Raw genomic sequence first — 24,722 nt, forward strand, 5'->3', positions numbered from 1 at the left:
GATGGCACCCCACCTCCATAGCCGGCTCGGTTCCCCCGTGACGACGCCTCAGGATGGCCTGCATGTACGGCTGGAGGGGCCCGCCAGCGTTTCTGCCGAGGGCGGCCAGCTACGGATCGTTCCGGGGCTCGAGCCCCTCGCCCCGGACCTCTACGTCGAGCGCTGGTGGGGAGAGGGCCCGGCTCGGTCCATGGACGCCAGCCCCCTGCATCTGCTGGAATTTGACGATGTCCTGTTTGCCGCCTGGCAGGGACCGGACCAGCCCCTGCGGGACCAAACGCAGCAGGCCTACGATCAGTTGCTGCGGGCCTGCCGGGAACGCGGCTTCGAACATCCAGCGCGCATCTGGAATTACTTTTCCGACATCCACGGCGACGAGCAGGACCGGGAGCGTTACCAGGCCTTCTGCGTCGGCCGCGCCGAGGCCCTGGAAGCACTTGAGGTCCCGCTGGGCAGCATGCCCGCAGCCACCGCCATCGGAACCCGCAAGTCGGGACTTTTCGTCTATCTCATTGCCACGCGGAGTCCGGCACAAGCGATCGAGAATCCACGCCAGGTCAGCGCCTATCACTACCCCAAGCGCTACAGCCCGAAGAGCCCGACCTTTGCCCGCGCCACTTTGCTGCAGGCCGAGCAGGGGCCCATGCTGATGGTCTCCGGGACGGCCAGCATCGTCGGCCACGAGAGCCGCCACGCGGAGGACGTGGTCGCACAGGCGCGCGAGACGGTACGCAACCTGCATGCCCTGCATGACGCGGCGGGGCGCGAACTACCCGGCCCTGCCTGGTTGCGGGTCTACCTGCGGCATCCGGAGGACCGCGCCGCAGTTGCGGCCGTAATTGCCGAGCAATACAAGGCAATGAATCCAGGCCCTGTCGTTCAATGGGTTCGGGGCGACATCTGCCGGCCGGAACTCCTGCTCGAGATCGAGGGCGTGCATGCCTGAGTTGCCCGAGGTCGAGACCACCCGACGCGGCCTGTCACCCCTTCTTGAAGGACAAACCATCAGCCGGCTCGAGGTACGCGATGGACGCCTGCGCTGGCCGGTGCCACAGGCGCTGCCGGCACAACTGGCCGGCGCCCGCATCATTGAACTGACACGACGCGCCAAGTATCTGCTACTGCGCACCGATCGTGGCGGGATGCTCCTCCATCTCGGGATGTCCGGCTCGCTGCGCCACTGCACCCCCGACGTCCCGCTGCGTGCACACGACCACCTGGTCCTGCACCTGGCGAACGGATCGCAGGTGCGCTTTCATGATCCACGCCGCTTCGGGTGCTGCCTGCCGCTGCCGGAGACCGGCGAGGCACACTCCCTGCTGGCCGGCCTGGGGCCGGAACCCCTGGATGCCAAATTTGACGGCGACTACCTGTTCCGCCGCAGCCGCGGGCGCCGGGGTCCGGTCAAAGCCTTCATCATGGATCAGGATATCGTGGTCGGCGTGGGCAACATCTATGCGACCGAGGCGCTGTTCCTGGCCGGGATCCGTCCGGGGCGGGCCGCCGGGCGCGTGACCCGGGCGGAATATGGACGACTGGCCGGATTCATCCGCACGGTGCTGGGAGCGGCGATCGAACAAGGCGGCACGACCCTGCGCGACTTCCTGCGCGAGGACGGGACCCACGGGTATTTTCGCCAGTCACTGCGGGTCTACGGACGCGCCGGAGAGCCGTGCCTGGAGTGTGCGACGCCGCTGCGCAACCGACGTATCGGGCAGCGAGCCTCGGCGTACTGCCCAACCTGCCAGCGTTAGAGAGGCGCTGGCTAGCCGCGCTGACGCGCGATACGCAGCACATCCGGCAGGCGCCGCAGGCCGCGCATGATCTGGGCCAGGTGCTGGCGATCGCTGACAGTCAGCAGGAAGGTCATCGCGGTGGAGTGGCCGTCCTGCTCGTTGAACGAGATGTGCTCGATATTCGAGCCGTGATCGGCGATCACGGCCGCCATGTCGGCCAGCGCACCGCGCCGGTTGGCGGTGCGAGTGCGCACCGCCGCAGTGAACTGGAGCTCCGGCTCGTGCGACCACTCCAGCGCAATCGTCTTGTCAGCACGATCCCGGCTCTCGTGCAGCACGTTGCGGCAGCTCTCCCGGTGCACGACCAACCCGCGACCCGCACTCAACTGGCCGAGGATCGGGTCACCCGGGATCGGGTGGCAGCAGCGTGCGTAGTTCAGCACCAGTCCCTCGGTGCCCTTGACCGCCAGGGTGGTCTGGGAGGTGCTGTCAGCGTCCGCGTTCTCCTTGCCCACCATCTGACGGGCCACGAGCGAGGCCATGCGGTTGCCCAGGCCAATATCCGCCAGCAGGCCGTCCACATCCTGTAACTGCATCGCGTCGAGTAGCTGATCCAGGCGGGCCGGCGAGATCTGCTTGAGCGAGGTATCCAGCGCGCTCAGGGCCTTCTCCAGCAGTCGCTCGCCGAGGGCGCGGGCCTCGTCCGCCTGCATCGACTTCAGGCAATGGCGGATGCCCGAACGGGCCTTTCCGGTGACGACGAAAGACAGCCAGGCGGGGTTGGGGCGCGCACCGGGGGCGGTGACGATTTCCACCGTCTGGCCGCTTTGCAGACGCACCGAAAGCGGCGCCAGCTGGCGATCGATCTTCGCAGCCACACAGCGGTTGCCGACATCGGAGTGCACCGCGTAGGCAAAGTCGATCGGGGTCGCATCGCGCGGCAGTACCAGGATGTCGCCCTCGGGGGTGAAGGTGTAGACTTCGTCCGGGAACAGATCGACCTTCACGTTCTCCAGGAACTCGATGGAGTTACCGACGCTGTTCTGGATCTCCAGCACATCCTTCAGCCACTCGCGGGCCCGGCTCTGCGCGGTACGCGCGGACTCACCCCCGGCCTTGTACTGCCAGTGCGCGGCGATCCCGCTCTCGGCCACGCGATCCATCTCGGTGGAGCGAATCTGGATCTCGATCGGGATGGCCTGCGGCCCGAACAGGATGGTGTGCAGCGACTGGTAGCCGTTCGACTTGGGAATCGCAATGTAGTCCTTGAAGCGCCCCGGCACCGGCTTGTAGAGATTGTGCACCACGCCCAGCGAACGATAGCAGGTATCGACATCGTCGACGATGATGCGGATGGCGAAGACGTCGAACACCTCCTCGAACGAGTGGTGCTTGTCGCGCATCTTGCGATAGATGCTGTACAGGCTCTTTTCGCGCCCGGAGATGCGTCCGACGATCCCGGCCGCCTCCATGCGCGAGCAGATCGCCTGCTCGATGTTCTTCATCGGCTCGCGCCGGTTGCCCCCGGCCCGCTGCACGGCGCGCTCCAGGACCGCGGCGCGCCAGGGGTGCTTGGCGGAAAACCCGAGCTGCTCCAGCTCGCGGCGGATCGCGTTCATCCCCAGGCGCTGGGCGATCGGCGCATAGATCTCCAGGGTTTCCTTGGCGATGCGGCGGCGCTTGTCCGGGCGCATCACGCCCAGGGTGCGCATGTTGTGCAGGCGGTCGGCTAGCTTGATCAGGATCACCCGGATATCGCGGGTGATCGCCAGCATCATTTTGCGGAAGTTCTCCGCCTGTGCCTCGGCCTTGGACTGGAACTGCAGGTGGGTGAGCTTGGAGACGCCGTCGACCAGCTCGGCCACCTCCTCGCCGAACTCGGCGTGAATACGGTCCTTGCTGGTGGCGGTGTCCTCCATGACATCGTGGAGGATCGCGGCGCAGATGGCCTTGTGGTCCATCCGCATCTCGGCCATGGTCCGGGCCACGGCCAGGGGATGGTAGATGTACGGCTCGCCGGTCTTGCGGGTCTGGCCTTCGTGGGCCTCCGCGCCCAGAAGATAGGCGCGATAGACCTCCTCGACTTCGTCCGGCTCGAGGTAGGCCTCAAGCTCGGAACACAGATCGCTGATCAGGAATCGGGTCGAGTCACCGGGAACCGGCGTTGCGGCCCCGGGCGCGGCTGGCTGCCCAGCGGCCATGAGTTATCGACTCCTAGCGTTCGTCGGCTTCCAGCTGCTCCAGATGGCGGATCGTGCTGAAGTCCAGCATCTGGTTCTGGGGCCGTTCATCGTGCTCGTCGAACACCTCGGTGCCGACCAGCCCGTCGGCAATCTCGCGCAGGGCGATGACCGTGGGCTTGTCGTTGTCCTCGGATACGCGAGGCTCCTTGCCGTGTGCGATATGACGGGCCCGGCGGGCCGCCATCAGCACCAGTTCGAAGCGATTGTCCACTTTTTCGAGGCAGTCCTCGACGGTGACGCGTGCCATGGGTACTCCGGTTATGAGTCGTTAATACTGCATGTTACGCCGTGCCCGGCGTACTCGCCAACAGATTCCGTATTGTTGATGCGGAACGAATCTCCTGCTCGACCGTACGCAGACGGTTGGAGCGGAAGATGCTGGCCAGATCACTGACCGCCCGCTCGAAGTCCGAATTGACGACCGTGTAGTCGTATTCGCGAAAATGCGTGCAATCGGACTCCGCGTCGCGCAGGCGCCGCTGGATGACCTCTTCGCTGTCCTGCCCGCGCCCGCGCAGGCGGCGTTCCAGCTCGTCGCGCGACGGCGGCAGGATGAAGATTGAATGCGCATCCGGCACCGCCGCGCGCACCTGGCGCGCACCCTGCCAGTCAATCTCCAGGATCACGTCCATGCCGGCATCCAGGCGCTCTTCGACGCTGGCGCGTGCGGTGCCATAGAAGTTGTCGAACACCTTCGCGTGTTCCAGCAGCTGGCCGTCCTCGATCATGCCGAGGAATTCCTCGGCCGAGACGAAGTGATAGTGCTCGCCGTTCACCTCGCCGGCGCGCGGCTTGCGCGTCGTATGCGAGACGGAGACCTCGACCTGCTCCACGCGCTCGAGCAAAGCGGCGACCAGGCTGGTCTTGCCTGCGCCCGATGGCGCGGAAACGATATAGAGGGTGCCGCGAACGGCCTGGGAAGTGGCGGTCATGAACGCGTCCGCAGGAGCAGAACAGGAATGGAATCATCGGCTGGCTGCCGGCCAGAAACGACCCGGCATACCAGGGAAATAGAGTTGGTCGGAGTGAAAGGATTCGAACCTTCGACCCCTGCCTCCCGAAGGCAGTGCTCTACCAAGCTGAGCTACACTCCGAACCAAGCCCGCTATTATGCCGAGCCGCCCCGGGCGTGTCCATGCCCCCGAGCGGCCGCGAATGCGCAGACCACCAGACCCGGTCAGTGATCGCGACCCACAGCGAAGCGCGCGAGGTCGATCAGGGCCTGGCGGTGTGGCGACTCCGGGAGCACGGAAACCGCTGCAATCGCCGCTTCGGTCTCCGCGCCTGCGCGCTCGCGGGCATAATCCAGGGCCCCGGTGGCGTAAACGATCTCGAGTACCGCATCCACCTGCTCGCGCCCGCCGTCCTCGATCGCCTGGCGCACCACGGTCTGCTGCGCCGGCGTACCGACCCGGATCGCCTGGATCAGCGGCAGTGTCGGCTTGCCCTCGGCCAGGTCATCACCCATGCGTTTGCCGGTCACCGCATCATCCGACGAATAGTCCAGCACGTCGTCGATCAACTGGAACGCCGTACCGAGATGCATGCCGTAACGCGCGAGGGCCTCCTCTTCGGCCTGCGACCGCTCGCCAAGGACTGCACCCAGCTGGCAGGCGGCCTCGAACAGCTTGGCCGTCTTCGACTGGATCACGTTCATGTAGCGGGCCTCGTCGACATCGGCGTCGTGGCAGTTCATCAACTGCATCACCTCGCCCTCGGCGATCACGTTGGTCGCATGGGCCAGGATCTCCATCACCCGCATCGAGCCAACCTCGACCATCATCTCGAACGCGCGCGAGTAGAGAAAATCGCCGACCAGCACCGCGGCCTCGTTGCCGAAGATGTGGTTTGCGGTCTCGTTGCCCCGACGCATCTCGGAAGCATCCACCACGTCGTCATGCAGCAGGGTTGCGGTATGGATAAACTCCACCACCGCGGCCAGCACCACCGGCTCCTCGCCCTCAACCGCGCAGGCGCGCGCCGACAGGGTCGCCAGCAAGGGCCGCAGGCGTTTGCCCCCGGAGTGGATAATGTAGTGGCCCAGCTGGTTGATCAGCACCACCGGCGAACTGAGCCGGTCACGAATGCACTGGTCAACCGCCTGCATGTCGTCTGCAGCCAGCTCTCGGATTGCGTTGATGGACATGCGGGTAGGCGCGCCGGTATGAGGAAGTTGGTAGGCGCTGGCATGCTAGGAAGGCCCCGGTGGGGTGTCAAGCGCACACCACCGCCGGGCATTGACCCGAAGGCGACTCACTGCTAGCATTTCCGCCCTTTCGCGAGACCGGCTTTGCGCTCGGTCCACACAGGTATCGCAACGGAGTCCCAGGGAAATGTACGCGATCATCGCAACAGGTGGTAAACAGTACCGCGTCGCCGAAGGTGACGTGATCCGCATCGAAAAGCTTGAGGCCGAAGCCGGCTCCGAGGTCGAGTTCGACCAGGTGCTGATGGTCGGTTCGGGCGACGATGTCCGCGTCGGGGCCCCGCTGGTCGACGGCGGCAAGGTGACCGCCAAGGTCGAGGACCATGGGCGCGCCAAGAAGGTCCATATCATGAAATTCCGGCGCCGCAAGCATTCGCAGAAGCAGATGGGGCACCGCCAGCACTACACCACCGTGCGCATCACCGGCATCGCCGGCTGACGCGCAGGCGCACTTTTTCAGGAGAACAAATCCATGGCACATAAAAAGGCAGGCGGGAGTACCCGCAACGGGCGCGATTCCGAGAGCAAACGCCTGGGCGTGAAGCGCTTTGGCGGCCAGGTCGTGCGCGCCGGCAACATCCTCGTCCGTCAGCGCGGGACGCAGTATCATCCCGGCGAGAACGTGGGTTGTGGCAAGGACCACACGCTGTTCGCGAAGGTCGACGGCGAAGTCGTGTTCAAGGTCGGTGGCCCGAACAACCGGCGCTTCGTGAGCGTGCAGCCGCAGCAGTAAGCGGACACGCCACCGGTAGCGCCAAAAGCCCCGTTCCGCGGGGCTTTTTTATTGCGCAAATCACAGACGGGAACCAGGAAGAAGCGGCATGAAGTTCATCGACGAGGCAACCATTACCGTGAAGGCCGGCGACGGCGGGAACGGCTGCGTGAGCTTTCGCCGCGAGAAGTTCATCCCGTTTGGCGGGCCGGACGGCGGTGACGGGGGCGATGGCGGCTCTGTGTGGTTGATCGGCGACGAGGGTCTCAACACCCTGGCCGACTTCCGCTACCAGCACCGCTTTGACGCCCAGCGTGGCGAGAACGGCATGGGGCGCCAGCGCACCGGCGCCTCCGGCGAGGATCTGGAGATTCCCGTCCCGGTTGGCACCCAGGTACGGGACGCCGACACCGACGAGGTCCTGGGCGACATTACCCGCGACGGCGAACGCCTGCTGGTCGCCCAGGGCGGCTTTCACGGGCTCGGCAATACCCGCTACAAGTCCTCCACCAACCAGGCCCCGCGCCAGAGCAAACCCGGCACGCCGGGCGAGCTGCGGAAGCTGGCGCTGGAGCTGATGGTACTGGCCGATGTGGGACTCCTGGGCCTGCCCAATGCCGGCAAGTCCACCCTGCTCGCACGCGCCTCGGCCGCGCGCCCGAAGATCGCGGACTACCCGTTCACCACCCTGATCCCGCAACTGGGCGTGGTGCGCATCGGGCCGACTCAAAGCTTTGTGATGGCCGACATCCCCGGCCTGATTGAGGGCGCGGCCGAGGGCGCCGGGCTGGGCACCCGCTTTCTCAAGCACCTGGCGCGCACCCGTCTGCTCCTGCACGTGGTCGATGTGGCTCCGCCCGACCCCGAGGCCGACCCGATCGCGGACATGCAAACCGCGCTGAACGAGCTCGAACGCCACAGCGACGAACTGGCCAGCCGTACCCGCTGGATCGTACTGAACAAGAAGGAACTGCTGGACGCGGATGCCCTCGAGGCCCTGATCGCGAGGGTGCGCGAGGTGACGGGCGACGAGCGCCCGGTATTCACCATCTCCGCCGCCACCGGCGACGGGGTCGACGCGCTGATGCAGGCCGTCATGCGCCACATCGAAGCGGCGAACCAGGAGCCCGCGACGGCCCCCACGGCGACCGGCGAGGCCGGGGAGGATCGCGCGTGAACACCCGCGCCCTGCGCGAACTCCCGGCCATCCGCCGCGTGGTGGTCAAGATCGGCTCCGCGCTGATCACCGCCGATGGCGCGGGCCTGGATCGCCCGGCGCTCGAGTCCTGGGCCCACCAGATCGCCGCGCTGCGGCGCAAGGGGCTGGAGGTCATTCTGGTCTCCAGTGGCGCCGTGGCCGAGGGCATGCGCCGGCTCGGGATGAGCGAACGCCCGCACCAGCTGCATCGCCTGCAGGCTGCCGCGGCCGTGGGGCAGATGGGTCTGGTGCAGGCCTACGAGCGGGAATTCGCAAGCCACGGCCTGCACGCGGCACAGGTCCTGCTGACGCATGACGACCTCGCCGACCGCTCGCGCTATCTGAACGCCCGCTCGACCATGCAGGCCCTGCTGGAGATGGGGACCATCCCCGTGGTCAACGAGAACGACACGGTCGCCTACGAGGAGATCCGACTGGGGGACAACGATACCCTGGCGGCCCTGGTCGCCAATCTCGTGGTCGCCGACCTGCTGCTGATCCTGACCGACCAGGACGGCCTGTTCGACCGTGACCCGCGCCAGCACGCCGACGCGGAGCTGATCCACGAGGGTCGCGCCACGGATGCCGAACTGCACCGCTTCGTGGCCGCCGATTTCGGGCGCCTGGGGCGCGGCGGCATGGCCACCAAGCTCAAGGCCGCGGAGCGCGCCGCGCGCTCCGGTACGCATACCGTGATCGCCTCCGGACGCGAGGCGCAGGTGATCGGCCGCGTACTCAAGAACGAACGTCTGGGCACCTGGCTCAAGCCCGACCGCGAGCCGCTGGCCGCGCGCAAGCGCTGGCTGGCCGACCAGCTGCATTCGCGCGGCGAGCTCCTGCTGGATGCCGGCGCCGCGCGCGTATTGCGCGAGTCGGGCCGCAGCCTGCTGCCGGTGGGCGTGGTGGGCCTGCGCGGCGACTTTCGCCGCGGCGAGGTCGTGACCTGCGTCGACCCGGACGGCCGCCCGGTCGCACGCGGACTGACCAACTACGCCTCCAGCGAGGTGGAACGCATCCGCGGCCTGCGCGCGGACCATATCGAGGCGGAGCTCGGCTACCTCCTGGAACCCGAGCTCATTCACCGCGACAATCTCGTTCTCTTGTAGGCGCAACGTCCCGGCGATCCCGCCACCCGAACCAATGAGGTAAGGTGCCCGCATCCCGAATCACCGACCCGAGCCAAGGAGCCCGCATGTCGCGCGAAATCATCCAGACCGAAAACGCCCCGGCCGCGATCGGCCCCTACTCCCAGGCCGTGCGTGCCGGCGACACCCTGTACCTGTCCGGCCAGATCCCGCTGGACCCGGCCACGATGGAGCTGGTCGACGGCGGCATCGAAGACCAGATCCGCCGCGTGTTCGACAACCTGAAGGCCGTGCTGGAGGCCGCCGATGCGGATTTCTCCGACATCGCCAAGCTGAACATCTTCCTGATCGACCTGACCCACTTCCCGCTGGTCAACAAGATCATGAGCGAGGTCTTCGCCGAGCCGTACCCGGCGCGCGCCGCGATCGGCGTGGCCGCCCTGCCCAAGGGCGCGCAGGTGGAGATGGACGCCATCGCCTGGTGCCCGCGCGGCTGATCTGCGCGCAGCGACCGCGGTGGACCTGCAGGCACCACTGACGGGGTTCAAGGGCGTCGGCCCCGCGGTGGCCGAGCGCCTGGCACGCCTGGGCCTGGAACAGGCCCGGGACCTCCTCCTGCACCTGCCGCTGCGTTTCGAGGACCGTACCCGGCTGACCCCGATCCGCGCCCTGCGCCCGGGGCTCCCCGCCCTGTTCGAGGGCCGGGTCACCCATGCCGAGGTCGTCCATCGCCGCCGGCGCATGCTGGTCGTCACGCTGGAAGAAGACGGCACGTCCATCCTGCTGCGGTTCTTCCATTTCGGCAGTGGCCAGCAACGCCGCCTGAGCCCGGGCACGCGCATTCGCGCCTTTGGCGAACCGCGAGGCATGCCCGGCGCGATGGAGTGCGTGCACCCGGAACTGCAGGTGGTGGGCACGAAACCGCCTACCCTGGAAACCCACCTGACCCCGATCTACCCGACCACCGAGGGCATCTCGCAGAAGCTCCTGCGCCAACTGGTCACCGAGGTCCTGCCAACGACCGGGCAACTGCCCGACCTGCTCCCGGAACTGAGCGAACGCCAACTACCCGGGCTGCACACGGCCCTGCAGCAGCTGCACCACCCCCCTGCGCGGGCCGAGGCCCTGGATGCACTGGACACCGCCGAGCAGCGCGGGCCCGCACGCACCCGCCTGGCACTGGAGGAGTTGACCGCCCACCAGCTCGCCCGCATGGAACAAAGCCGCACCCCGCAGGATGCGCGCCGCGCGCCGGTCATCCGCCCCGAGGGCGCACTGTGGAGACAGCTGCGCGACCAGCTCCCGTTCAAGCCCACCGGCGCACAGGACCGCGTGATCCGCGAGGTGCGCGAGGACCTGGCTCGCCCGATCCCGATGAATCGGCTGGTGCAGGGCGACGTCGGCTCTGGCAAGACCCTGGTCGCAGTCGCGGCCGCCCTTGCGGCGGTGGAAGCCGGCCATCAGGTCGCATTCATGGCCCCCACCGAGCTGCTCGCCCGCCAGCACGGGCGCAATCTCGCCCAGTGGCTGGAACCGCTGGGCGTGTCGGTGGCGTGGCTGGGCGGGCGCCAGACCGCCAACGAACGGGGCCAGTTGCTTTCCGAGCTGGCCAATGGTCAGCGCCAGGTCGCGATCGGCACCCACGCCCTGTTCCAGGAGGAGGTCCGCTTCCACCGCCTGGGGCTGGCGATCATCGACGAGCAGCACCGCTTTGGCGTGCATCAGCGTATGGCCCTGCGCGACAAGGGTAACGGCCAGATGCCGCATCAGCTGATCATGACCGCAACGCCGATCCCGCGCACCCTGGCCATGGCCCTGTACGCCGACCTGGACAGCTCGGTCATCGACGAGCGCCCACCGGGCCGAACACCCGTGCGCACCGCGCTGATCAGCCACGAGCGCCGCGACGAAGTGATCGAGCGCATCCGCGCGGCCTGCGGCTCCGGCACCCAGGCCTACTGGGTCTGCCCGCTGGTGGAGGAATCGGAACAACTCGAGGCGGAATCCGCCGAGGCCACCGCCGAGCGGCTGTGCGAGGCGCTGCCGGAACTGAGAATCGGGCTGGCCCACGGGCGCATGAAGGGGTCCGAACGCGATACGGTGATGGAACGCTTTCGCGCGGGCGCTCTCGATCTGCTGGTCGCAACCACGGTGATCGAGGTCGGCGTGGATGTCCCCAACGCCAGCCTGATGATCATCGAGAACGCCGAGCGCATGGGCCTGTCGCAACTGCACCAGTTGCGCGGCCGTGTCGGGCGCGGCAACACCGCCTCCGCCTGCGTGCTGCTCTACCGCCCGCCGCTGGGCGAGACCGCCCGCGAGCGCCTCGAGGCGATGCGCCGCACCAACGACGGTTTCGAGATCGCGGAGGTGGACCTCCGGTTGCGGGGCCCTGGCGAGCTGCTGGGCACGCGCCAGACGGGCGACCGCAGCTTCCGCGTGGCCGACTGGTCGCGCGATCAGGACCTGCTGGAGGAGGCCACGGAGCTGGCCCTGCGCGTGCGCGAGGACCCGCCGCGCGCCGCGGCCCTGATCGAGCGCTGGCTGGGCGGCGCCACGCGCTATGCCACCGTCGGCTGAATCAGGGCCGCACGGAACGCCCGCCCCGATCATCCATCAGACAAGAGAGCAAAGGAGTACTCAATGCCCGTTGAATCACTGTTATTGCTGCTGCTGATCGGCGGCATTGCCGGCTGGCTCGCGGGCTTGCTGGTCCACGGCGCAGGCCAGGGCATCCTGCTGAACATCGTGATCGGGGTCATCGGGGCGGTGCTGGGCGGCTGGCTGTTCACCCAGCTGGGGGTGCCGACGGCCGGCCTGGTCGGGACCCTGGTGGCGGCCACGGTGGGGGCGATCCTGCTGCTGGCGCTGCTGCGTCTGATCGCACCACGCAAGTGGTAAACGAATCGCATGGAGGAAGACGCGATGATCCAGATCCTCGGCATTGTCCTGCTGGTCGGCGGCCTGATCGCGGCCATCGTCGGACTGCAGGACAGCTTCGGCCTGCGTGAACGGGCGGCGCGCCTGTTTCTTGGCCGCTTCACCCAGCGCACGCTTGCCCTGCTGATCGGAGGTATCACCTCGGCCGTACTGGGGCTGTTCCTGCTCTTCTGAACACCCGCCACCATCGATTCCAAACACCGCGACACGGTCCACCGGTCTTTCACGGCGTCGCGAGTTCGACCCCACAAGATTCCTCGAGCGCGGCCCGATCGGCCGCCGCCAGATTCTCGCGCCCCGCATTCGCCGGCCCCAGCTCCGCGTGCATGACCGCGGCGGGATCATCGACATGGCCGATCCCCAGCGCATGCCCCAACTCGTGCGCCAGCGTCAGGCGCAGCTCGTCAAAGTCGCTCGCCTTGTAAACCGTAATGCTGCGGCGATTCCCCTGCTGCTGATAAACCGCCATATCGAACCCGGTGCCGGCGGCGGCCGCCCGGTTGAAATCATCAACCTGTTCATTGAAGGCCGCGATCTCGTGCTCCAGTTTACGACCGGCCGCGTTCAGATCTGCCCGGCGATCCTCCAGCCCGCGGCGGCGTTCCTCCAGTCGCTCGTGCTCCTCACGCAGCTCCCGCGCCTCCTGCTCCAGACGCTCGCGGGCCTGCGCACTGCGCTCCCCGCGGCCCGCGTTCCAGTCGGCGACCCGGCCTTCATGCGCGCGGCGGCGCTCGTCGAACCCGCGCACGCGGCGTTCGTACAGTTCGACGTCGGCGTTTAGCGCCGAGCGATGGCGATCCAGGCGTTCCCGAGCACCGTCGATATCCTCCTGTGCCTGATCCAGCTGCGCGCGCGAGCGCTCTCGCGCCATGGCGCCGGCCTGACGTTCGTCGAACACCAGTCGCACGGCCATCCCTTCACCGTCGCGCGCGGTGAACAACCGTTCTTCGGTATGGGTCTCCCACATTGCCACGGCGGCATCGAGTGCGCGGCGCACTTCGTCGGGCTCCAGCTCGAAACGCGGGTCGATCTCGCCCAGATGCATCTCCACCGGAATCTCACAGCCGGGCGCGGCCGGGTGCCCCCCGCCCGCCAGGAAATCGCGCGGATCGCCGTCCAGCAGCACGGCCCCGCCCAGCAGCACGGCACCCGCACCGCCCAACACCCATATCGGTATGGCCATGCATCCCCTCCGAGATCCCCAACCGCAACATGCCACCAATCAGAGACATTCGCCAATTTGCTCCCCTGCAGACGCCGAGGCACCATGAACCACACACATTTCGCAGGGAGAGCCCATCATGATGCCTCGTTCCAGCCTTTACAGCCTGCTGGCCGCCGTCCCGTTCGCGTTCCTGCCACTGGTGGCCCAGGCCGAAAAACCGAACATCCAGCCGGGCGAATGGGAGTACACCAACACCACCACGATGGAAGGTGCCCACCAGATGCCGGAGCAGACCGAAACCTACACCGAGTGCGTAACCGAGGAGGATCTCGCGCGCGGCGAGGAGATGATCGAGGCGCCCGAGGGCTGTAGTGTGGACAGTATGGACATGCGCGCGGACGGCGTGGACTACACCATGACATGCACTGACCCCGACGGCACCAGCATGGACATGGAGGGCTCGATGCAGTTCATGGGGGATCGCGCCGAGGGCGAGATGCGCAGCGAGATCGACTCGCCGATGGGCCCGATGTCCGTGCGCATCACCGTTGACGGCCAGCGCATCGGCGACTGCTAGGGGCCACCTCCCGCCCCCGGCCCGGGTGATACCGGGTCGGGTACTCAGCGCTTCACGGTGGAACGCAGCGCCAGGCGCACGAGGGTCTCCACCGAATCCGCCTGATCGCGAACGGCAGCGACCATCTTCTCCGCATTGGCTCGCGGATAACCCAGCGACTCGAGCGCCGCCATCGCCTCCCCGTCCATCGCGGCGCCGGGGGCATCCGCTGCGCCACCCGCAACACCCGGCGTGGCCGCGAACCCCATCTCGACCAACCGCTCGCCCAGCTCCAGCACCACCCGTTCGGCCGTGCGCTTGCCGATCCCCGGGACCTTGGCCAGCCCGGCGACGTCACCGCCGCTGATCAGGCCAGCCAGCTCGTCACCCGCATAGGTCGAGAGCATCGCCAACGCAAGCTTGGCTCCAATCCCGTTAACCCGGATCAGGCGCCGGAACAGATCGCGGTCGCGCCTGTGCATGAACCCGAATAGCTGGTGTGCATCTTCGCGCACCACGAGGTGCGTGGTCAGGACCACGGTGGCGCCCGGTTCCGGCAGGGCCGCCAGCGTGGAGAGCGGGACCTCGACCTCGTAACCCACGCCCCCTGCATCAATGACCACACCATTCACCTCGCGGCTGACGAGCGTCCCCTCCAGCCGGGCAATCATGGGCGCCCCCCGATCACGGCCGAGGCGGATCCCGCCAGACGCGCCTGGTGCTGGGCGGTATGGGCGTGGCACAGCGCGACGGCGAGGGCATCGGCGGCATCGCTGCTGGCCGGCTCGGTCAGGCGTAACAGTTGCTGCATCATGTGCTGGACCTGCTCCTTGTCCGCGCTGCCCACGCCGACCACGGCCATCTTGATCGCACGCGGGGCATATTCATGTACCGGGAGCCCGGCCTGGGTTGCCGCGCAGATGGCAGCCCCCCGGGCATGCCCCAACTTGATCGCCGACTGCGCATTGCGGGCGACGAACACCGTCTCGATCGCCAGCACGTCGGGTCTGAGCTCGTCGATCACCTCGACCACGCCGGCGAAGATCTCGCCCAGGCGTTCGGGAAACCCCTTGGCACTCGGGCGGATCACGCCATGGCCGCAGGAACGGCCCTTCCCCCTGACGTACTCGATCACCGCAAAGCCGGTGATCCGCGAGCCGGGATCGATACCGAGGATACGCATCCGCTTTTCCGGGGCTCGCGCTACTGCCCCACGCCTTCCGGGAAGTCGGCGTTGGTGTAGACGTTCTGCACGTCATCCAGGTCGTCCAGCATCTCCAGGAGCTTCAGCACGGTCTCGGCGGTGTCCCCATCCAGCGGCGACAGGGTCTCGGGCCGCCAGGTGACCTCCGAGTTCTCCGGCTCCAGCCCCCTGTCCAGCAGGGCCTGGCGCACATCCTGGTAGGTATCGGGTTCAGTGATGACCTCGATCGCGCCGTCCTCCTCAACCTGCACGTCCTCGGCCCCACCCTCGAGCGCGGCCTCCATGACCGTCTCGTCGTCCAGTCCAGGCGCGAAGCGAATCACGCCTTTGTTCTGGAACAGGTAGGCCACCGAGCCGTCGGTCCCCAGGTTGCCGCCCATCTTGGAGAAAGCGTGGCGCACCTCGGCTACCGTCCGGTTGCGATTGTCGGTCATGCAGTCGACCAGGATCGCCGCGCCGCCCGGGCCATAGCCCTCGTAGCGGATCTCCTCCATCGCATCGCCATCGGTCTCGCCCGCACCGCGCTTGGCCGCGCGCTCGATGGTATCCCGCGTCATGTTGGCGGCAAGCGCCTTGTCGATCGCCAGGCGCAGACGCGGATTGGTCTCGGGATCGGACCCGCCCTGACGGGCGGCGACGGTAATCTCGCGAATCAGCTTGGTAAAGAGTTTGCCGCGCTTGGCGTCCTGGGCGTTCTTGCGATGCTGGATATTCGCCCACTTGCTGTGGCCTGCCATTCGGTCCCGACTCCTTGTGCTGGGTTCGTTGGGCGCGGCCAGGCGACCGCGAGACCCGCACAGTCTAATCGACTGAGGCCGCCGGGTTCATGCAAAGGCACGAAAGGATGCTTGATGGGGTAGCGCGGGGGCCGAACTGGCCGACGTCAGGGACGCAGCAACGGTCCCTCGACGGCCTCACGGGCTTCGCGCCCGGCCAGTTGCTCAATCAGGGTCAGCGCAAAATCCATCGCCGCACCGGGACCTCGGCCGGTAATGATGTGACCGTCGACTTCCACGAGGCCCCCGGTCGAACGGATGCCCGATTCGTCCAGCGCTCCGGTGAACGAGGTCACGCGACGCCCTTCCAGCACACCCGCCTGCGCCAGCGCCTTGGGCCCGGCGCAGACCGCGCCCAGCCAGCCGTCGCGCTCCGCCTGGGCCCGCAGCATGGCCTGCACGCGTGGATCGTCGCGCAGGTGATCGGCCCCCGGCAAGCCGCCGGGCAGCACGATCAGGTCGAAGGCCTCGTCCTGAACGGCATCGAGTGTGGTATCCGGCTGGATCACCGTCCCGCGGGAACAACGCACGGGGCCCGGCTCAAGCCCGGCGACCGTTACCTCGAAGCGCGCGCGACGCAACAGATCGATGATGGTGACGGCCTCCAGCTCCTCAGCCCCGGCCGCCAGCGGCACCAGTACGCGGGGATGTTCCTGCGTCATGGCCACCTCCGATCAGCGCTGGCTGTAGATGTTCAGACCCTTGAGCAGATTCAGGGCCTCGCTCAAACCGTAGTCACGCTCGGCCAGACTCTCGCCATTGTCGTCATCGTCTTCCGGCATATCCTCGCCCTGCAGCTCGCGCTGCATACGCGCCTGGGCGTCGCGCTCGTCTTCACCTTCGGCACGCGTGACCGTCAGGTTTTCCAGCCGGATATCGGGTGCTACGCCCTCTTCCTCGATGTTGCGCCCATCCGGCGTGAAATAACGCGCCGTGGTCAACTTGATACCGGTATTTTCGGTCAGCGGCAGGATCGTCTGCACCGAACCCTTGCCAAAGGTGTTCTGGCCCATGACGACCGCTCGATTGTGATCCTGGAGCGCACCGGCCACGATCTCCGAGGCCGAGGCCGAGCCCCGGTTCACCAGCACAACCATCGGGGCACCGCCGAGCACGTCACCCGGGGAGGCCTGATAGCGGAACTGTGAATCCTCCAGTCGGCCCTCGGTATAGACAATCAGCCCGTCCTCAAGGAAGGCATCGGACACACCCACCGCGCCATTCAGGATGCCGCCCGGGTTGTTGCGCAGATCCAGCACGAGCCCGCGCAGATCGCCCTTTTCCTTCAATTCTTCGACCGCCCGCACGACATCGCGCGCGGTGCGCTGCTGGAAATTGCTGATGCGCAGGTAACCGTAACCGTCTTCAAGGATCTCGGAGCGCACGCTCTGGACCTGGATACGGTCGCGCGTCAGGGTGACCTCCTTCGGTTGGTCCTCGCCCTCGCGGACGATGGTCAGGGTAATGTCGGAGCCCTTCTCGCCCCGCATCTTGGAGACGGCATCGGACAGCGTCATGCCCTGCACGGATTCGCCGTCCAGGCGAATGATCAAGTCACCCGCCTGGATGCCGGCCTTGCTCGCCGGGGTGTCATCGATCGGGGCAATGACCTTGACGAAGCCATCCTCCATGCCGACCTCGATCCCCAGGCCGCCGAACTCGCCGGAGGTGCCAACCTGCATGTCCTCGAAGTCCTGTTCGTCCAGGTAGGCCGAATGCGGATCCAGCCCGGACAGCATCCCCTTGATGGCGTTGTCCAGCAGCTCCTTGTCGTCCACCTCGGTGACGTAATTGCGCTTGATGCGCATGTACACCTCGGTGAACCGCTGCAGGTCCTCCACCGGCAAGGCATTCTTCGCGCCATTCTCGCGATCGGCGTACACCGCCACCGAGACGCTGAGCATGACGCCGACCACCAAACCCACCACCAGGGCGTACCCGGTGCGACAAGACTTCTTCATTACCAATCCTCTAGAAACGGAGGTATTCGACGCGACGATGGTAGCACCGCGAATCTGACCCATGCCTGAACGCCCGACTGCGTCTGCTGTTTTCGCCCGACAAATGTTTCAAATCTGCTCACGATTTTTTCGTGACGCTCGTCATTGAGATAGCCACCAGTCCTCAGGGTTCAACGGATCGCCATTTCGCCGAATCTCGAAATACAGGCCCGGGGCGATGGCCTCGCGGCCCGCGCCGGCCAGAGCCATGCGCGTTCCCCCTTCGACCTCCTCACCCTCCGCAACCAGGATTTCCTCAAGATTGCTGTACAGCGTCAGGTAGCCGTCCCCATGGTCGAGGATGACCAGAAAGCCGTACCCCTGCATCCAGTCAGCGTAGACCACGCGCCCGAAGTGGACCGCATGGACAGCCTCGCCGTTATCGACCTCCAGCACGGTCCCGCGCCAGCGTGACTGGAGGCTGCTGCCACGCGGCTCGTTGAAACGTCGAACCACCGAGCCATCCGCAGGCATGGGGAGTTCGCCCTGGAGTTCGGAAAATCCCACGTCCGAGCGTACGGGTGCCCGTTCGGGCGGAGGATCACCCCGAGCCGCACGTTCCTCCCGCTCGGCCGCGTCGCGCTCCACCTCGCGAATCAGTTCCTCCAGCGTCTCTGCGTTGCGCTCCAGCCGCGCCAGTTCCAGCGCCTCGTCCTCGATCGCGCGCTCCAGTTCGTCCATGGCCGCGCGCTGACGATCTTCTTCGCGTTCGAGATCGGCGACCACCGCGCGCAGATCCTCCTCCTGTTCGGCCAGCACCGCCTGTTCACGCTCCAGGTCATCGCGCGCGGCGCGCAACACCGCGAGCTGCTCGCCGAGGGCCGCCAGCGCCTCGGCCCGCGCCTCGCGCAGGCGCGCGGCGATCTCCGGGTGCAATCGACTCAGTTCGCCCTCCCCCCCCGCACCCGGGATGCGTCCGGGGTGCCGGTCGCGCTGCCACTGATCGCGGAGCAGGCGCCCCGCCTGCACCCGCTCCTCGCGCAGGCGCTCCTCTTCCTGCGCGACGCGTGCCTCGTGCTCGGCGATCACCTCGGCCTGCTGCTCGCGCTCGGCCTCCAGCTCGCGCAGTTCGCGCCGCGACTCGCTGCTACCCCGCGCGGCACGCTCGAGTTCCTCCTCCAGACGCTGGAGTGCCGCCTGGCGCTCCTCCTGGCTGCGCTCCAGATCACGGATCGCCTCCAGGGTCTCCTCCAGCTCGGCCTCCGGCTCGAATGCCAGCAGACTGCCCCAGGGAACGATCAAAAACCCCACCAGAACAAGCAGTAAGGGGTATCGGGAAGTCAAGATTGCGCAAATTCGCATATCGGGGTACGTTTAGGTACTTATATTCTCACCCGGTTACGGGCCTGCTGTTTCGCAAAACAATAAAGAGGCATGCCGTGAGCAACGAAGCGGTCGAAGAAGAAAAGATGGTCGAAGACGAACTAATGTCTCAGGACGAGGACATCGAGCGGGCCTCGCGCTCGCTCAAAGCCATGTCCCACCCCCTGCGGCTCAAGATCCTCTGCATTCTCGGCGATCGCGAGATCAGCGTACAGGAAATCGTCGATCAGGTCGGGACCTCGCAGAGCAACATTTCGCAGCATCTGGGCATCCTGCGCGACAAAGGCATCCTGGCCACACGCAAGGATGCGAACCGCGTCTACTACCGGGTGGGGGACTCCCGCACGCTGCGCCTGATCGGTATGATGCAGGACGTTTTCTGCAGCTCCTGACCAACGCGGCGCCCTGAATGCTCGAAAGACTCCCTGAATTCCTGTCCAATCACCCGATCCTGACCGGTGCCCTGCTCGCGGTTGTCGGGATGATCCTGTTCACCGAATTCCGCCGCCTGACGCGCAAGTATCGGACCCTGTCGCCGAACGAAGCGGTGCGCGTGATCAACCAGGACGACAGCCTGGTGCTGGACGTGCGCGAGGACAACGAAATCGCCTCCGGTCGCATAGGCGGCGCCAAGCATATCCCGGCGGGCAGCCTGCAAAAGCGCATGGATGACATCGCCAAGTACAAGGACAAGCCGGTGGTGGTGTACTGCCGCAGCGGCAACCGTTCCGCGATGGCCGCCTCGCAGCTGACCTCTGCGGGCTTTCAGGATGTTGTGAACCTCCAGGGCGGCATCCAGGCCTGGCAGTCCGCGGGCCTGCCGATCAAGAAGAAGTAATGCGCTTCGAGGTCTATGGCACGGTCCGCTGTCCATTCTGTCTGCTGGCCCGCCGGCTGCTGATCCATCGCGGTTATTCCTTTGACGATTTCCCGGTGGATCGCGAACCCGGGGCTCGCGCGGAAATGGAGCAACGGGCCGGACGCCACTCGGTGCCGCAGATCTTCCTTGGCGAGACTCACATCGGCGGGTATGACGAGCTGCAGGCACTGGATCATTCCGGCGACCTGCACCGAATGGCCGAAGCGGCAGGCGTCCAGCGCACCAGCGATGCCTGAGCCCCACACGCGGTAGCGATACCCACCCGCTCCTATCCAGCGCCGCATTCCTTTACGATTCCCCGACACGAACCTCACTTCTCACGACTCGGAACAACACCATGGCTGAAGAAACCTCCAAGAACAGCGGTAACAGTGCCGGCGCACAGGGCGATAGTCAGGACAACCCCGGCTTCTCCATCCAGAAGGTGTTCATCAAGGACATCTCGTTTGAATCGCCGGATGCCCCCGAGGTCTTCCTCAACGAATGGAAGGGCGAGACCAACATTCAGCTGAACACCAACGCCCGCCCGATTCGCGAAGAGGAAGGCGTGTTCGAGGTCGAACTGAAGCTGACCGTGACCACCGAATCCAACGGCAAGACCGCCTATCTGGTCGAGATCAACCAGGCCGGGGTCTTCATCGTGCGGGGCTTCCCGCGCGACCAGCTCAACCAGCTGCTGGGCTCGTACTGCCCGAACCTGCTGTTCCCGTTCGCGCGCGAAACCGTCGCCGACCTGGTACTCAAGGGCGGTTTCCCGCAACTGCTGCTGCAGCCGGTCAACTTCGAAGCGCTGTACCAGCAGCACCTGGAAGACCAGAAGAAGGCGTCCGGCGAATCGCAGACGGCCTCGCCGGAGTCGACCTCACAGGCCTGATCCGGAACTCGCACCCGTGCACATCGCACTCCTTGGTGGCGGCTCCTGGGGCACCGCGCTGGCGATTCATGCAGCGCGACTGCACCAGGACGTCGTGCTCTGGGTCCGCAAGCACGAGACGGCCGACCGGCTGAACCACGAGCGCGAGAATGCCCGTTATCTACCCGGCATCCCGTTCCCGGAGCATCTCTCCATCAGTGCCGACCCCGACGTCGTCGACGCCGCGGATCTGGTGCTGATCGCGGTCCCGTCCGGGGCCTTCCGCGAGACCCTGCGCTGGTTGCAGCCACATCTGCGTGCGGAGCAGACGGTCGCCTGGGCCACCAAGGGGCTTGAGACCTCCAGCGGAGCCTGGCTGCACGAGATCGCCGAGGAAGAACTGGGCACCGGCTTCCCGCCCGCATTGATCTCCGGGCCGTCCTTCGCCGCCGAGGTGGCACGGGGCCAACCGACTGCGCTGACGGCCGCATCACACGACGACCGTTGCATGGACCGACTGGCGGAGGCCCTGCACGGCGAGGCCCTGCGCATCTATCGCAACCCCGACGTGATCGGTGTGGAACTGGGCGGCGCGCTGAAGAATGTTCTCGCCGTCGCGACCGGGATCGCGGACGGAGCGGGCTACGGTGCCAATGCCCGTGCCGCGCTGATGACCCGTGGGCTGGCCGAGATGCAGCGCCTGGGCGCGGCAGTCGGTGCCCACCCGGGCACGCTGACCGGGCTGTCCGGTCTGGGCGACCTGATCCTCACCTGTACCGACGACCAGTCACGCAACCGCCGTCTGGGCCGCCTGCTGGGGCAGGGCTACGACCTGGAGACGGCCCGCGCCCGCATCGGCCAGTCGGTCGAGGGGGTAGAAACCGCGCGACAGATCAACGCCCGCGCCAGGACCCTGTCGGTGGACATGCCCATCTGCGCGGAGGTCCACGCCGTGCTCTATCAGGATCGTCCCGTGCGCGAGGCCGCGCGCCGCCTGCTGGAGCGCGACCCGGCACACGAGAACCCCTCCACCTAAGGGACCCCTGCCGCGCCCGGTAACCCCGAGCCGAACCCGCGCAATCGCACCTGCGCGCATGGTTCGTTACCGTGCACGGACGATTATCCACAGCTGGGAGGCACCCATGCGCAAGGCGTGGAAGGAACTGGATCTCGAGGGCGGCGGCCTGCAGGCAATCAACGCGAAGCTCGCGGCCGAGATGCGCGCGCGCCCACCCGCCTACATCGCCTGGATCCTGTTTCCGCTTGGACTGCACCGTTTTTATCTGCGCGAGCCCCTGGGCGCCACGGGCTATATTGGCCTGAGCGTGGTGACCCTGGTCGTGGCCTGGCTTCTGGCTGGCTGGTGGTGGTTAATCCCGGCGGGTGTCATGGCCGGCTGGGCCGCTATTGATCTGGTCTGGATCGACCGCCGCGTGACGGACTACAACAAGGAACTGCGCAAGCAGGTGTTCCTGCGCAAGGGCCACAAGCCGCCGCAGGACTATCGCGGCCGCTACACCAGCGACGAGGACGCCCAGCGCGAACTGGCCGAATACCAGTCGATCAAGGAAGGCGAACGCGCCGGACACCCAGGTCCTGCCGGAGCGAACGATCGTGACCGCGACGTGGGCGGCAAGCGCCGCATGCCAAGCTTCAACGAGCAGGAAGCGATGCTGCGCCAGATGCGTTCACGCAAGAAGGACGGGGCCGGGGACGACTAGTCCACGGCCTCGCGCCCGCACGCGCGGAGCCCGACGGTTCTCAATTATCGCCGGGGCGCCAGACGCCACTGGCCTCCTGCTGCGGCGGCGGGGCGGCCTGCTTGCGACTCTCCACATCCACGAACACCGACTCGGTGAACTGCGAGAGCTGCTGGAGATACTCCTTGCGTTCGTTCACCGACTCCGGCATCTGCGCCACCAGAAAGCCGGTAATCGCGCTTAGATACTGAACGGCCACGATGGGCTGCTGGGCCTTGGGATCGGTTTCGACCAGCACGTCCTGGATCTTCTGGATCAGGTCGCCGGACAGCTGCAGGGTATCGTCGCTCATGGTGTTCTCTCGGTTATCAAGTTTCCGCATAGGCTAAGGCAAGAGGACCACGCCCAAAAAGTGAACGCAAAGCTGGCGGGACTTTCCACCCCGCCACGCGAGACGCCCAATCATCACCACGGCCTTGACGGGGGCTCGCGGTCTGCTTTGTCATCGTCCGCGCCGGATTCCGGGGCATCGTCCTCCGCGTCGTAGTCCTCGTTCATGCGATCCGGTGGCACCTGCCAGGGCTCGCTGGGCAGGATCGTCCGCTCGCCCGGCCGTGGTGCCCAGCGCTCCTGTTCCAGTCCCCGGATCAACCCCACGATCATCATCAGGATCACCATCGAGAATGGCAGCGCGGCGAGGATCACCGCGCTTTGCAGCACCTCCAGACCGCCAGCCAGCAACAAGACCGCCGTGATTAGGCCGATCAGGGCACCCCAGATGGCCAGGTGCCGCTTGCGATGGACGGTGGAGCCGTGCGCCAGCAGGGTATTGATCACGACAATCCCGGCGTTCGCGGAGGTCAACAAATATGTCGCGATCAGGATGGTGATCAACCCACCTCCGATCTTGGCCACCAGCCACGGCTCCAGCGTATCCATGGTCGCGAAGGTGGCCATGGTCAGGTCCTCCGAAACCTTGTCGGCAATATCCGCGATCCCGTCGACCTCGGCATGCAGTGCAGTACCCCCCAGCATCGCCAGCCAGAAAAAGGTGATCACCGTGGGCACCAGCAACACACCCAGGACAAATTCGCGCAGCGTACGCCCGCGCGAGATACGCGCGATGAACAGCCCCACGAACGGGGCCCAGGCCAGCCACCAGCCCCAGTAGAACACCGTCCAGTCGGAGTGCCAGGGATCCGTCTGGTGGGCATGGGTGTACAGCGAAAGTCCCAGCAGGTTCTGCAAATAGCTGCCGGAGGACTGCACGAACAGCGCCAGCAGGTACTGGGTTGGCCCCCAGATCAGCAGCAGGCCCATCAGGGCCACGCTCAGCCACATGTTGGCCTGAGAAATCCGTTGCACGCCGACCTGGACACCGGTGATCACCGAGACGATGGCGATTGCCGTAAGGAGCGCCGCCAGGAACAGCTGGCCGTGCTCGCCCCCGCCGATACCCAGCGTATGCGCCAGACCGGTATCCAACTGCTGGATACCCAGCCCCAGTGTCGTCGCGATCCCGAATACCGTGGCGAGGATGGCCAGCAGATCGACGATGTCGCCGGGCCAGCCGTGGCTGTACTTTCCGATCAGCGGATGCAACGCGGAGCGCAGCGCCAGCGGCTGTCCCCTGCGAAAGCCGAAATAGGCCAGGATCAGTGCCAGCAACGCGAACACCGCCCAGGCGTTAAGGCCCCAGTGGAAATAGGTCAGCACCATGGACATATCGGCGGCCTCGGCACTCTCGCCGTTGTCCAGCAGGAATGGATTGCCCCCATAGTGGCTGAGCGGCTCGGCCACCGCCCAGAACAGAAGACCCACGCCCATACCAGCGGCAAACAGCATCGCCAGCCACGAGACGGTGGTGAACTCCGGCACTTCGTCGTCGCGCCCGAGGCGCACGTTCTTGTAGCGCCCAACCCCCAGCCAGATCACGATGACCAGAAAAAAGGCCATCGCAACCACGTAATACCACTCGAGAAAGGGTGTCAGGAAGGCACGGGTATCGAAGACGACCTGTTCGAGCTGTTCCGTGCGGTAGATCGCAAACAGCGCGATCAGTACCACCAGCAGCAATGCGACCGGGGCTACGCGCGGGTTCAGTCCCTTGAAGGGCCCTCGGGTCGCGACGTTATACATCCGCCT

General features: G+C 66.4%; 30 protein-coding genes and 1 tRNA gene. 17 read left to right on the plus strand and 14 right to left on the minus strand.

Going from position 1 to position 24,722, the window contains the following annotated elements:
* Position 1: 1 nt before the first annotated feature.
* Both F623_RS0107970 and mutM read left to right on the plus strand, forming a co-directional pair.
* Positions 2-946 carry a hypothetical protein gene (locus F623_RS0107970; RefSeq protein ID WP_026278728.1) on the plus strand — a complete coding sequence of 315 codons (945 nt, stop codon included), beginning with the start codon at positions 2-4 and terminating at the stop codon, positions 944-946.
* A complete protein-coding gene (mutM, locus tag F623_RS0107975; protein ID WP_018861994.1) occupies positions 939-1,754 on the plus strand; it encodes a bifunctional DNA-formamidopyrimidine glycosylase/DNA-(apurinic or apyrimidinic site) lyase in 816 nt (271 codons plus the stop codon). The genes F623_RS0107970 and mutM overlap by 8 nt, the downstream gene beginning before the upstream one ends.
* An 11-nt stretch (positions 1,755-1,765) precedes the next feature.
* Here mutM and spoT read toward each other — a convergent pair whose 3' ends face one another.
* From spoT to ispB, 5 genes are all read right to left on the minus strand, one after another.
* The gene (spoT, locus tag F623_RS0107980; protein WP_018861995.1) at positions 1,766-3,937 is read right to left on the minus strand and encodes a bifunctional GTP diphosphokinase/guanosine-3',5'-bis pyrophosphate 3'-pyrophosphohydrolase; all 2,172 of its coding nucleotides are present in this window, start codon (positions 3,935-3,937) and stop codon (positions 1,766-1,768) included.
* Between the two features lie 13 nt (positions 3,938-3,950).
* The gene (rpoZ, locus tag F623_RS0107985; RefSeq protein WP_018861996.1) at positions 3,951-4,226 is read right to left on the minus strand and encodes a DNA-directed RNA polymerase subunit omega; all 276 of its coding nucleotides are present in this window, start codon (positions 4,224-4,226) and stop codon (positions 3,951-3,953) included.
* 34 nt (positions 4,227-4,260) lie between these two features.
* Entirely contained in the window at positions 4,261-4,911 is a 651-nt protein-coding gene (gene gmk, locus F623_RS0107990; RefSeq protein WP_012983369.1) for a guanylate kinase, read from the minus strand.
* Positions 4,912-4,996: 85 nt separating this feature from the next.
* Positions 4,997-5,073 (minus strand) — tRNA-Pro (locus F623_RS0107995).
* An 83-nt stretch (positions 5,074-5,156) separates the two neighbouring features.
* Positions 5,157-6,125, minus strand: a complete 969-nt coding sequence (ispB, locus tag F623_RS0108000) for an octaprenyl diphosphate synthase (protein ID WP_018861997.1) — start codon at positions 6,123-6,125, stop codon at positions 5,157-5,159.
* A 187-nt stretch (positions 6,126-6,312) separates the two neighbouring features.
* On the opposite strand from ispB, the gene rplU reads away from it, so the two are divergent.
* The 8 genes from rplU (at position 6,313) to F623_RS0108040 (ending at position 12,294) form a co-directional block, all read left to right on the plus strand.
* Positions 6,313-6,624: a 50S ribosomal protein L21 gene (gene rplU, locus F623_RS0108005; protein ID WP_012983371.1), complete on the plus strand. Its 312-nt coding sequence runs from the start codon at positions 6,313-6,315 to the stop codon at positions 6,622-6,624.
* A 33-nt stretch (positions 6,625-6,657) separates the two neighbouring features.
* Positions 6,658-6,918 (plus strand): 50S ribosomal protein L27, encoded by a 261-nt coding sequence (gene rpmA, locus F623_RS0108010; RefSeq protein ID WP_017925741.1) that lies wholly within the window; start codon positions 6,658-6,660, stop codon positions 6,916-6,918.
* A gap of 88 nt (positions 6,919-7,006) precedes the next feature.
* Positions 7,007-8,074 carry an Obg family GTPase CgtA gene (gene cgtA, locus F623_RS0108015; protein ID WP_018868414.1) on the plus strand — a complete coding sequence of 356 codons (1,068 nt, stop codon included), beginning with the start codon at positions 7,007-7,009 and terminating at the stop codon, positions 8,072-8,074.
* On the plus strand, positions 8,071-9,201 hold the full coding sequence (gene proB / locus F623_RS0108020; RefSeq protein ID WP_018868413.1) for a glutamate 5-kinase: 1,131 nt from the start codon (positions 8,071-8,073) through the stop codon (positions 9,199-9,201). The genes cgtA and proB overlap by 4 nt, the downstream gene beginning before the upstream one ends.
* Positions 9,202-9,287: 86 nt before the next feature.
* Positions 9,288-9,677 carry a RidA family protein gene (locus F623_RS0108025; protein ID WP_018862000.1) on the plus strand — a complete coding sequence of 130 codons (390 nt, stop codon included), beginning with the start codon at positions 9,288-9,290 and terminating at the stop codon, positions 9,675-9,677.
* 1 nt (position 9,678) lies between these two features.
* Positions 9,679-11,760 (plus strand): ATP-dependent DNA helicase RecG, encoded by a 2,082-nt coding sequence (gene recG, locus F623_RS0108030; protein ID WP_255349350.1) that lies wholly within the window; start codon positions 9,679-9,681, stop codon positions 11,758-11,760.
* 63 nt (positions 11,761-11,823) lie between these two features.
* A complete protein-coding gene (locus F623_RS0108035) occupies positions 11,824-12,081 on the plus strand; it encodes a GlsB/YeaQ/YmgE family stress response membrane protein (protein ID WP_018862002.1) in 258 nt (85 codons plus the stop codon).
* A 24-nt stretch (positions 12,082-12,105) separates the two neighbouring features.
* Complete coding sequence (locus F623_RS0108040) at positions 12,106-12,294, plus strand: DUF3185 family protein (protein ID WP_018862003.1); 189 nt, start codon at positions 12,106-12,108, stop codon at positions 12,292-12,294.
* A gap of 49 nt (positions 12,295-12,343) precedes the next feature.
* Here F623_RS0108040 and F623_RS0108045 read toward each other — a convergent pair whose 3' ends face one another.
* On the minus strand, positions 12,344-13,303 hold the full coding sequence (locus F623_RS0108045) for a matrixin family metalloprotease (protein ID WP_018868410.1): 960 nt from the start codon (positions 13,301-13,303) through the stop codon (positions 12,344-12,346).
* Positions 13,304-13,421: 118 nt separating this feature from the next.
* Here F623_RS0108045 and F623_RS0108050 point away from each other — a divergent pair, with 118 nt between their 5' ends.
* Entirely contained in the window at positions 13,422-13,862 is a 441-nt protein-coding gene (locus F623_RS0108050; RefSeq protein ID WP_018862005.1) for a DUF3617 family protein, read from the plus strand.
* Between the two features lie 44 nt (positions 13,863-13,906).
* On the opposite strand, the gene ruvA is transcribed toward F623_RS0108050, so the two are convergent.
* The 6 genes from ruvA to F623_RS0108080 form a co-directional block, all read right to left on the minus strand.
* Positions 13,907-14,512: a Holliday junction branch migration protein RuvA gene (gene ruvA / locus F623_RS0108055; protein ID WP_018868409.1), complete on the minus strand. Its 606-nt coding sequence runs from the start codon at positions 14,510-14,512 to the stop codon at positions 13,907-13,909.
* Complete coding sequence (gene ruvC, locus F623_RS0108060; RefSeq protein ID WP_018862007.1) at positions 14,509-15,024, minus strand: crossover junction endodeoxyribonuclease RuvC; 516 nt, start codon at positions 15,022-15,024, stop codon at positions 14,509-14,511. The genes ruvA and ruvC overlap by 4 nt, the downstream gene beginning before the upstream one ends.
* A 20-nt stretch (positions 15,025-15,044) precedes the next feature.
* Complete coding sequence (locus F623_RS0108065; protein ID WP_018862008.1) at positions 15,045-15,782, minus strand: YebC/PmpR family DNA-binding transcriptional regulator; 738 nt, start codon at positions 15,780-15,782, stop codon at positions 15,045-15,047.
* Positions 15,783-15,928: 146 nt separating this feature from the next.
* Positions 15,929-16,483: a DJ-1 family glyoxalase III gene (locus F623_RS0108070; RefSeq protein WP_018868408.1), complete on the minus strand. Its 555-nt coding sequence runs from the start codon at positions 16,481-16,483 to the stop codon at positions 15,929-15,931.
* Positions 16,484-16,495: 12 nt separating this feature from the next.
* Entirely contained in the window at positions 16,496-17,782 is a 1,287-nt protein-coding gene (locus F623_RS0108075; protein WP_018862010.1) for a S41 family peptidase, read from the minus strand.
* A 141-nt stretch (positions 17,783-17,923) separates the two neighbouring features.
* Entirely contained in the window at positions 17,924-19,123 is a 1,200-nt protein-coding gene (locus tag F623_RS0108080; RefSeq protein ID WP_038040426.1) for a murein hydrolase activator EnvC, read from the minus strand.
* Between the two features lie 77 nt (positions 19,124-19,200).
* Between F623_RS0108080 and F623_RS0108085 the strand changes: the two genes are divergently transcribed.
* The 6 genes from F623_RS0108085 (at position 19,201) to F623_RS0108110 (ending at position 22,598) form a co-directional block, all read left to right on the plus strand.
* Entirely contained in the window at positions 19,201-19,536 is a 336-nt protein-coding gene (locus tag F623_RS0108085) for a helix-turn-helix transcriptional regulator (RefSeq protein ID WP_018862012.1), read from the plus strand.
* 17 nt (positions 19,537-19,553) lie between these two features.
* Positions 19,554-19,982 carry a rhodanese-like domain-containing protein gene (locus F623_RS0108090; RefSeq protein WP_018862013.1) on the plus strand — a complete coding sequence of 143 codons (429 nt, stop codon included), beginning with the start codon at positions 19,554-19,556 and terminating at the stop codon, positions 19,980-19,982.
* Entirely contained in the window at positions 19,982-20,260 is a 279-nt protein-coding gene (locus F623_RS0108095) for a glutaredoxin domain-containing protein (protein WP_018862014.1), read from the plus strand. Before F623_RS0108090 ends, F623_RS0108095 begins: the two co-directional genes overlap by 1 nt.
* A 101-nt stretch (positions 20,261-20,361) precedes the next feature.
* Positions 20,362-20,898, plus strand: coding sequence for a protein-export chaperone SecB (gene secB / locus F623_RS0108100; RefSeq protein WP_018862015.1), 537 nt, complete (start codon positions 20,362-20,364; stop codon positions 20,896-20,898).
* A gap of 16 nt (positions 20,899-20,914) precedes the next feature.
* Entirely contained in the window at positions 20,915-21,913 is a 999-nt protein-coding gene (locus F623_RS0108105) for an NAD(P)H-dependent glycerol-3-phosphate dehydrogenase (protein WP_018862016.1), read from the plus strand.
* Between the two features lie 106 nt (positions 21,914-22,019).
* Complete coding sequence (locus F623_RS0108110) at positions 22,020-22,598, plus strand: TM2 domain-containing protein (protein ID WP_018868407.1); 579 nt, start codon at positions 22,020-22,022, stop codon at positions 22,596-22,598.
* A gap of 40 nt (positions 22,599-22,638) precedes the next feature.
* Here the strand turns inward: F623_RS0108110 and F623_RS0108115 are convergent, their stop codons facing one another.
* Positions 22,639-22,929: a hypothetical protein gene (locus F623_RS0108115; RefSeq protein WP_018862018.1), complete on the minus strand. Its 291-nt coding sequence runs from the start codon at positions 22,927-22,929 to the stop codon at positions 22,639-22,641.
* Positions 22,930-23,042: 113 nt separating this feature from the next.
* The gene (locus F623_RS0108120) at positions 23,043-24,716 is read right to left on the minus strand and encodes a BCCT family transporter (RefSeq protein WP_018862019.1); all 1,674 of its coding nucleotides are present in this window, start codon (positions 24,714-24,716) and stop codon (positions 23,043-23,045) included.
* Positions 24,717-24,722: the final 6 nt, after the last annotated feature.

Origin of the sequence: Thioalkalivibrio sp. ALD1 (assembly GCF_000381245.1) — a bacterium.
GTDB lineage: Bacteria > Pseudomonadota > Gammaproteobacteria > Ectothiorhodospirales > Ectothiorhodospiraceae > Thioalkalivibrio.

What these genes read in the sequence shown, in the direction of transcription:
- F623_RS0107970 (WP_026278728.1), top strand. Translation starts at nt 2, where the DNA reads ATGGCACCCCACCTCCATAGCCGGCTCGGTTCCCCCGTGACGACGCCT.
- mutM (WP_018861994.1), top strand. Translation starts at nt 939, where the DNA reads ATGCCTGAGTTGCCCGAGGTCGAGACCACCCGACGCGGCCTGTCACCC.
- ispB (WP_018861997.1), bottom strand. Translation starts at nt 6,125, where the DNA reads ATGTCCATCAACGCAATCCGAGAGCTGGCTGCAGACGACATGCAGGCG.
- rpmA (WP_017925741.1), top strand. Translation starts at nt 6,658, where the DNA reads ATGGCACATAAAAAGGCAGGCGGGAGTACCCGCAACGGGCGCGATTCC.
- ruvC (WP_018862007.1), bottom strand. Translation starts at nt 15,024, where the DNA reads ATGCGTATCCTCGGTATCGATCCCGGCTCGCGGATCACCGGCTTTGCG.
- F623_RS0108115 (WP_018862018.1), bottom strand. Translation starts at nt 22,929, where the DNA reads ATGAGCGACGATACCCTGCAGCTGTCCGGCGACCTGATCCAGAAGATC.
- F623_RS0108025 (WP_018862000.1), top strand. Translation starts at nt 9,288, where the DNA reads ATGTCGCGCGAAATCATCCAGACCGAAAACGCCCCGGCCGCGATCGGC.
- spoT (WP_018861995.1), bottom strand. Translation starts at nt 3,937, where the DNA reads ATGGCCGCTGGGCAGCCAGCCGCGCCCGGGGCCGCAACGCCGGTTCCC.
- rplU (WP_012983371.1), top strand. Translation starts at nt 6,313, where the DNA reads ATGTACGCGATCATCGCAACAGGTGGTAAACAGTACCGCGTCGCCGAA.
- F623_RS0108070 (WP_018868408.1), bottom strand. Translation starts at nt 16,483, where the DNA reads ATGACGCAGGAACATCCCCGCGTACTGGTGCCGCTGGCGGCCGGGGCT.
- F623_RS0108120 (WP_018862019.1), bottom strand. Translation starts at nt 24,716, where the DNA reads ATGTATAACGTCGCGACCCGAGGGCCCTTCAAGGGACTGAACCCGCGC.
- ruvA (WP_018868409.1), bottom strand. Translation starts at nt 14,512, where the DNA reads ATGATTGCCCGGCTGGAGGGGACGCTCGTCAGCCGCGAGGTGAATGGT.
- rpoZ (WP_018861996.1), bottom strand. Translation starts at nt 4,226, where the DNA reads ATGGCACGCGTCACCGTCGAGGACTGCCTCGAAAAAGTGGACAATCGC.
- F623_RS0108035 (WP_018862002.1), top strand. Translation starts at nt 11,824, where the DNA reads ATGCCCGTTGAATCACTGTTATTGCTGCTGCTGATCGGCGGCATTGCC.
- F623_RS0108065 (WP_018862008.1), bottom strand. Translation starts at nt 15,782, where the DNA reads ATGGCAGGCCACAGCAAGTGGGCGAATATCCAGCATCGCAAGAACGCC.
- F623_RS0108045 (WP_018868410.1), bottom strand. Translation starts at nt 13,303, where the DNA reads ATGGCCATACCGATATGGGTGTTGGGCGGTGCGGGTGCCGTGCTGCTG.
- cgtA (WP_018868414.1), top strand. Translation starts at nt 7,007, where the DNA reads ATGAAGTTCATCGACGAGGCAACCATTACCGTGAAGGCCGGCGACGGC.
- F623_RS0108080 (WP_038040426.1), bottom strand. Translation starts at nt 19,123, where the DNA reads ATGCGAATTTGCGCAATCTTGACTTCCCGATACCCCTTACTGCTTGTT.
- F623_RS0108050 (WP_018862005.1), top strand. Translation starts at nt 13,422, where the DNA reads ATGATGCCTCGTTCCAGCCTTTACAGCCTGCTGGCCGCCGTCCCGTTC.
- F623_RS0108040 (WP_018862003.1), top strand. Translation starts at nt 12,106, where the DNA reads ATGATCCAGATCCTCGGCATTGTCCTGCTGGTCGGCGGCCTGATCGCG.
- F623_RS0108110 (WP_018868407.1), top strand. Translation starts at nt 22,020, where the DNA reads ATGCGCAAGGCGTGGAAGGAACTGGATCTCGAGGGCGGCGGCCTGCAG.
- F623_RS0108090 (WP_018862013.1), top strand. Translation starts at nt 19,554, where the DNA reads ATGCTCGAAAGACTCCCTGAATTCCTGTCCAATCACCCGATCCTGACC.
- F623_RS0108075 (WP_018862010.1), bottom strand. Translation starts at nt 17,782, where the DNA reads ATGAAGAAGTCTTGTCGCACCGGGTACGCCCTGGTGGTGGGTTTGGTG.
- F623_RS0108095 (WP_018862014.1), top strand. Translation starts at nt 19,982, where the DNA reads ATGCGCTTCGAGGTCTATGGCACGGTCCGCTGTCCATTCTGTCTGCTG.
- gmk (WP_012983369.1), bottom strand. Translation starts at nt 4,911, where the DNA reads ATGACCGCCACTTCCCAGGCCGTTCGCGGCACCCTCTATATCGTTTCC.
- secB (WP_018862015.1), top strand. Translation starts at nt 20,362, where the DNA reads ATGGCTGAAGAAACCTCCAAGAACAGCGGTAACAGTGCCGGCGCACAG.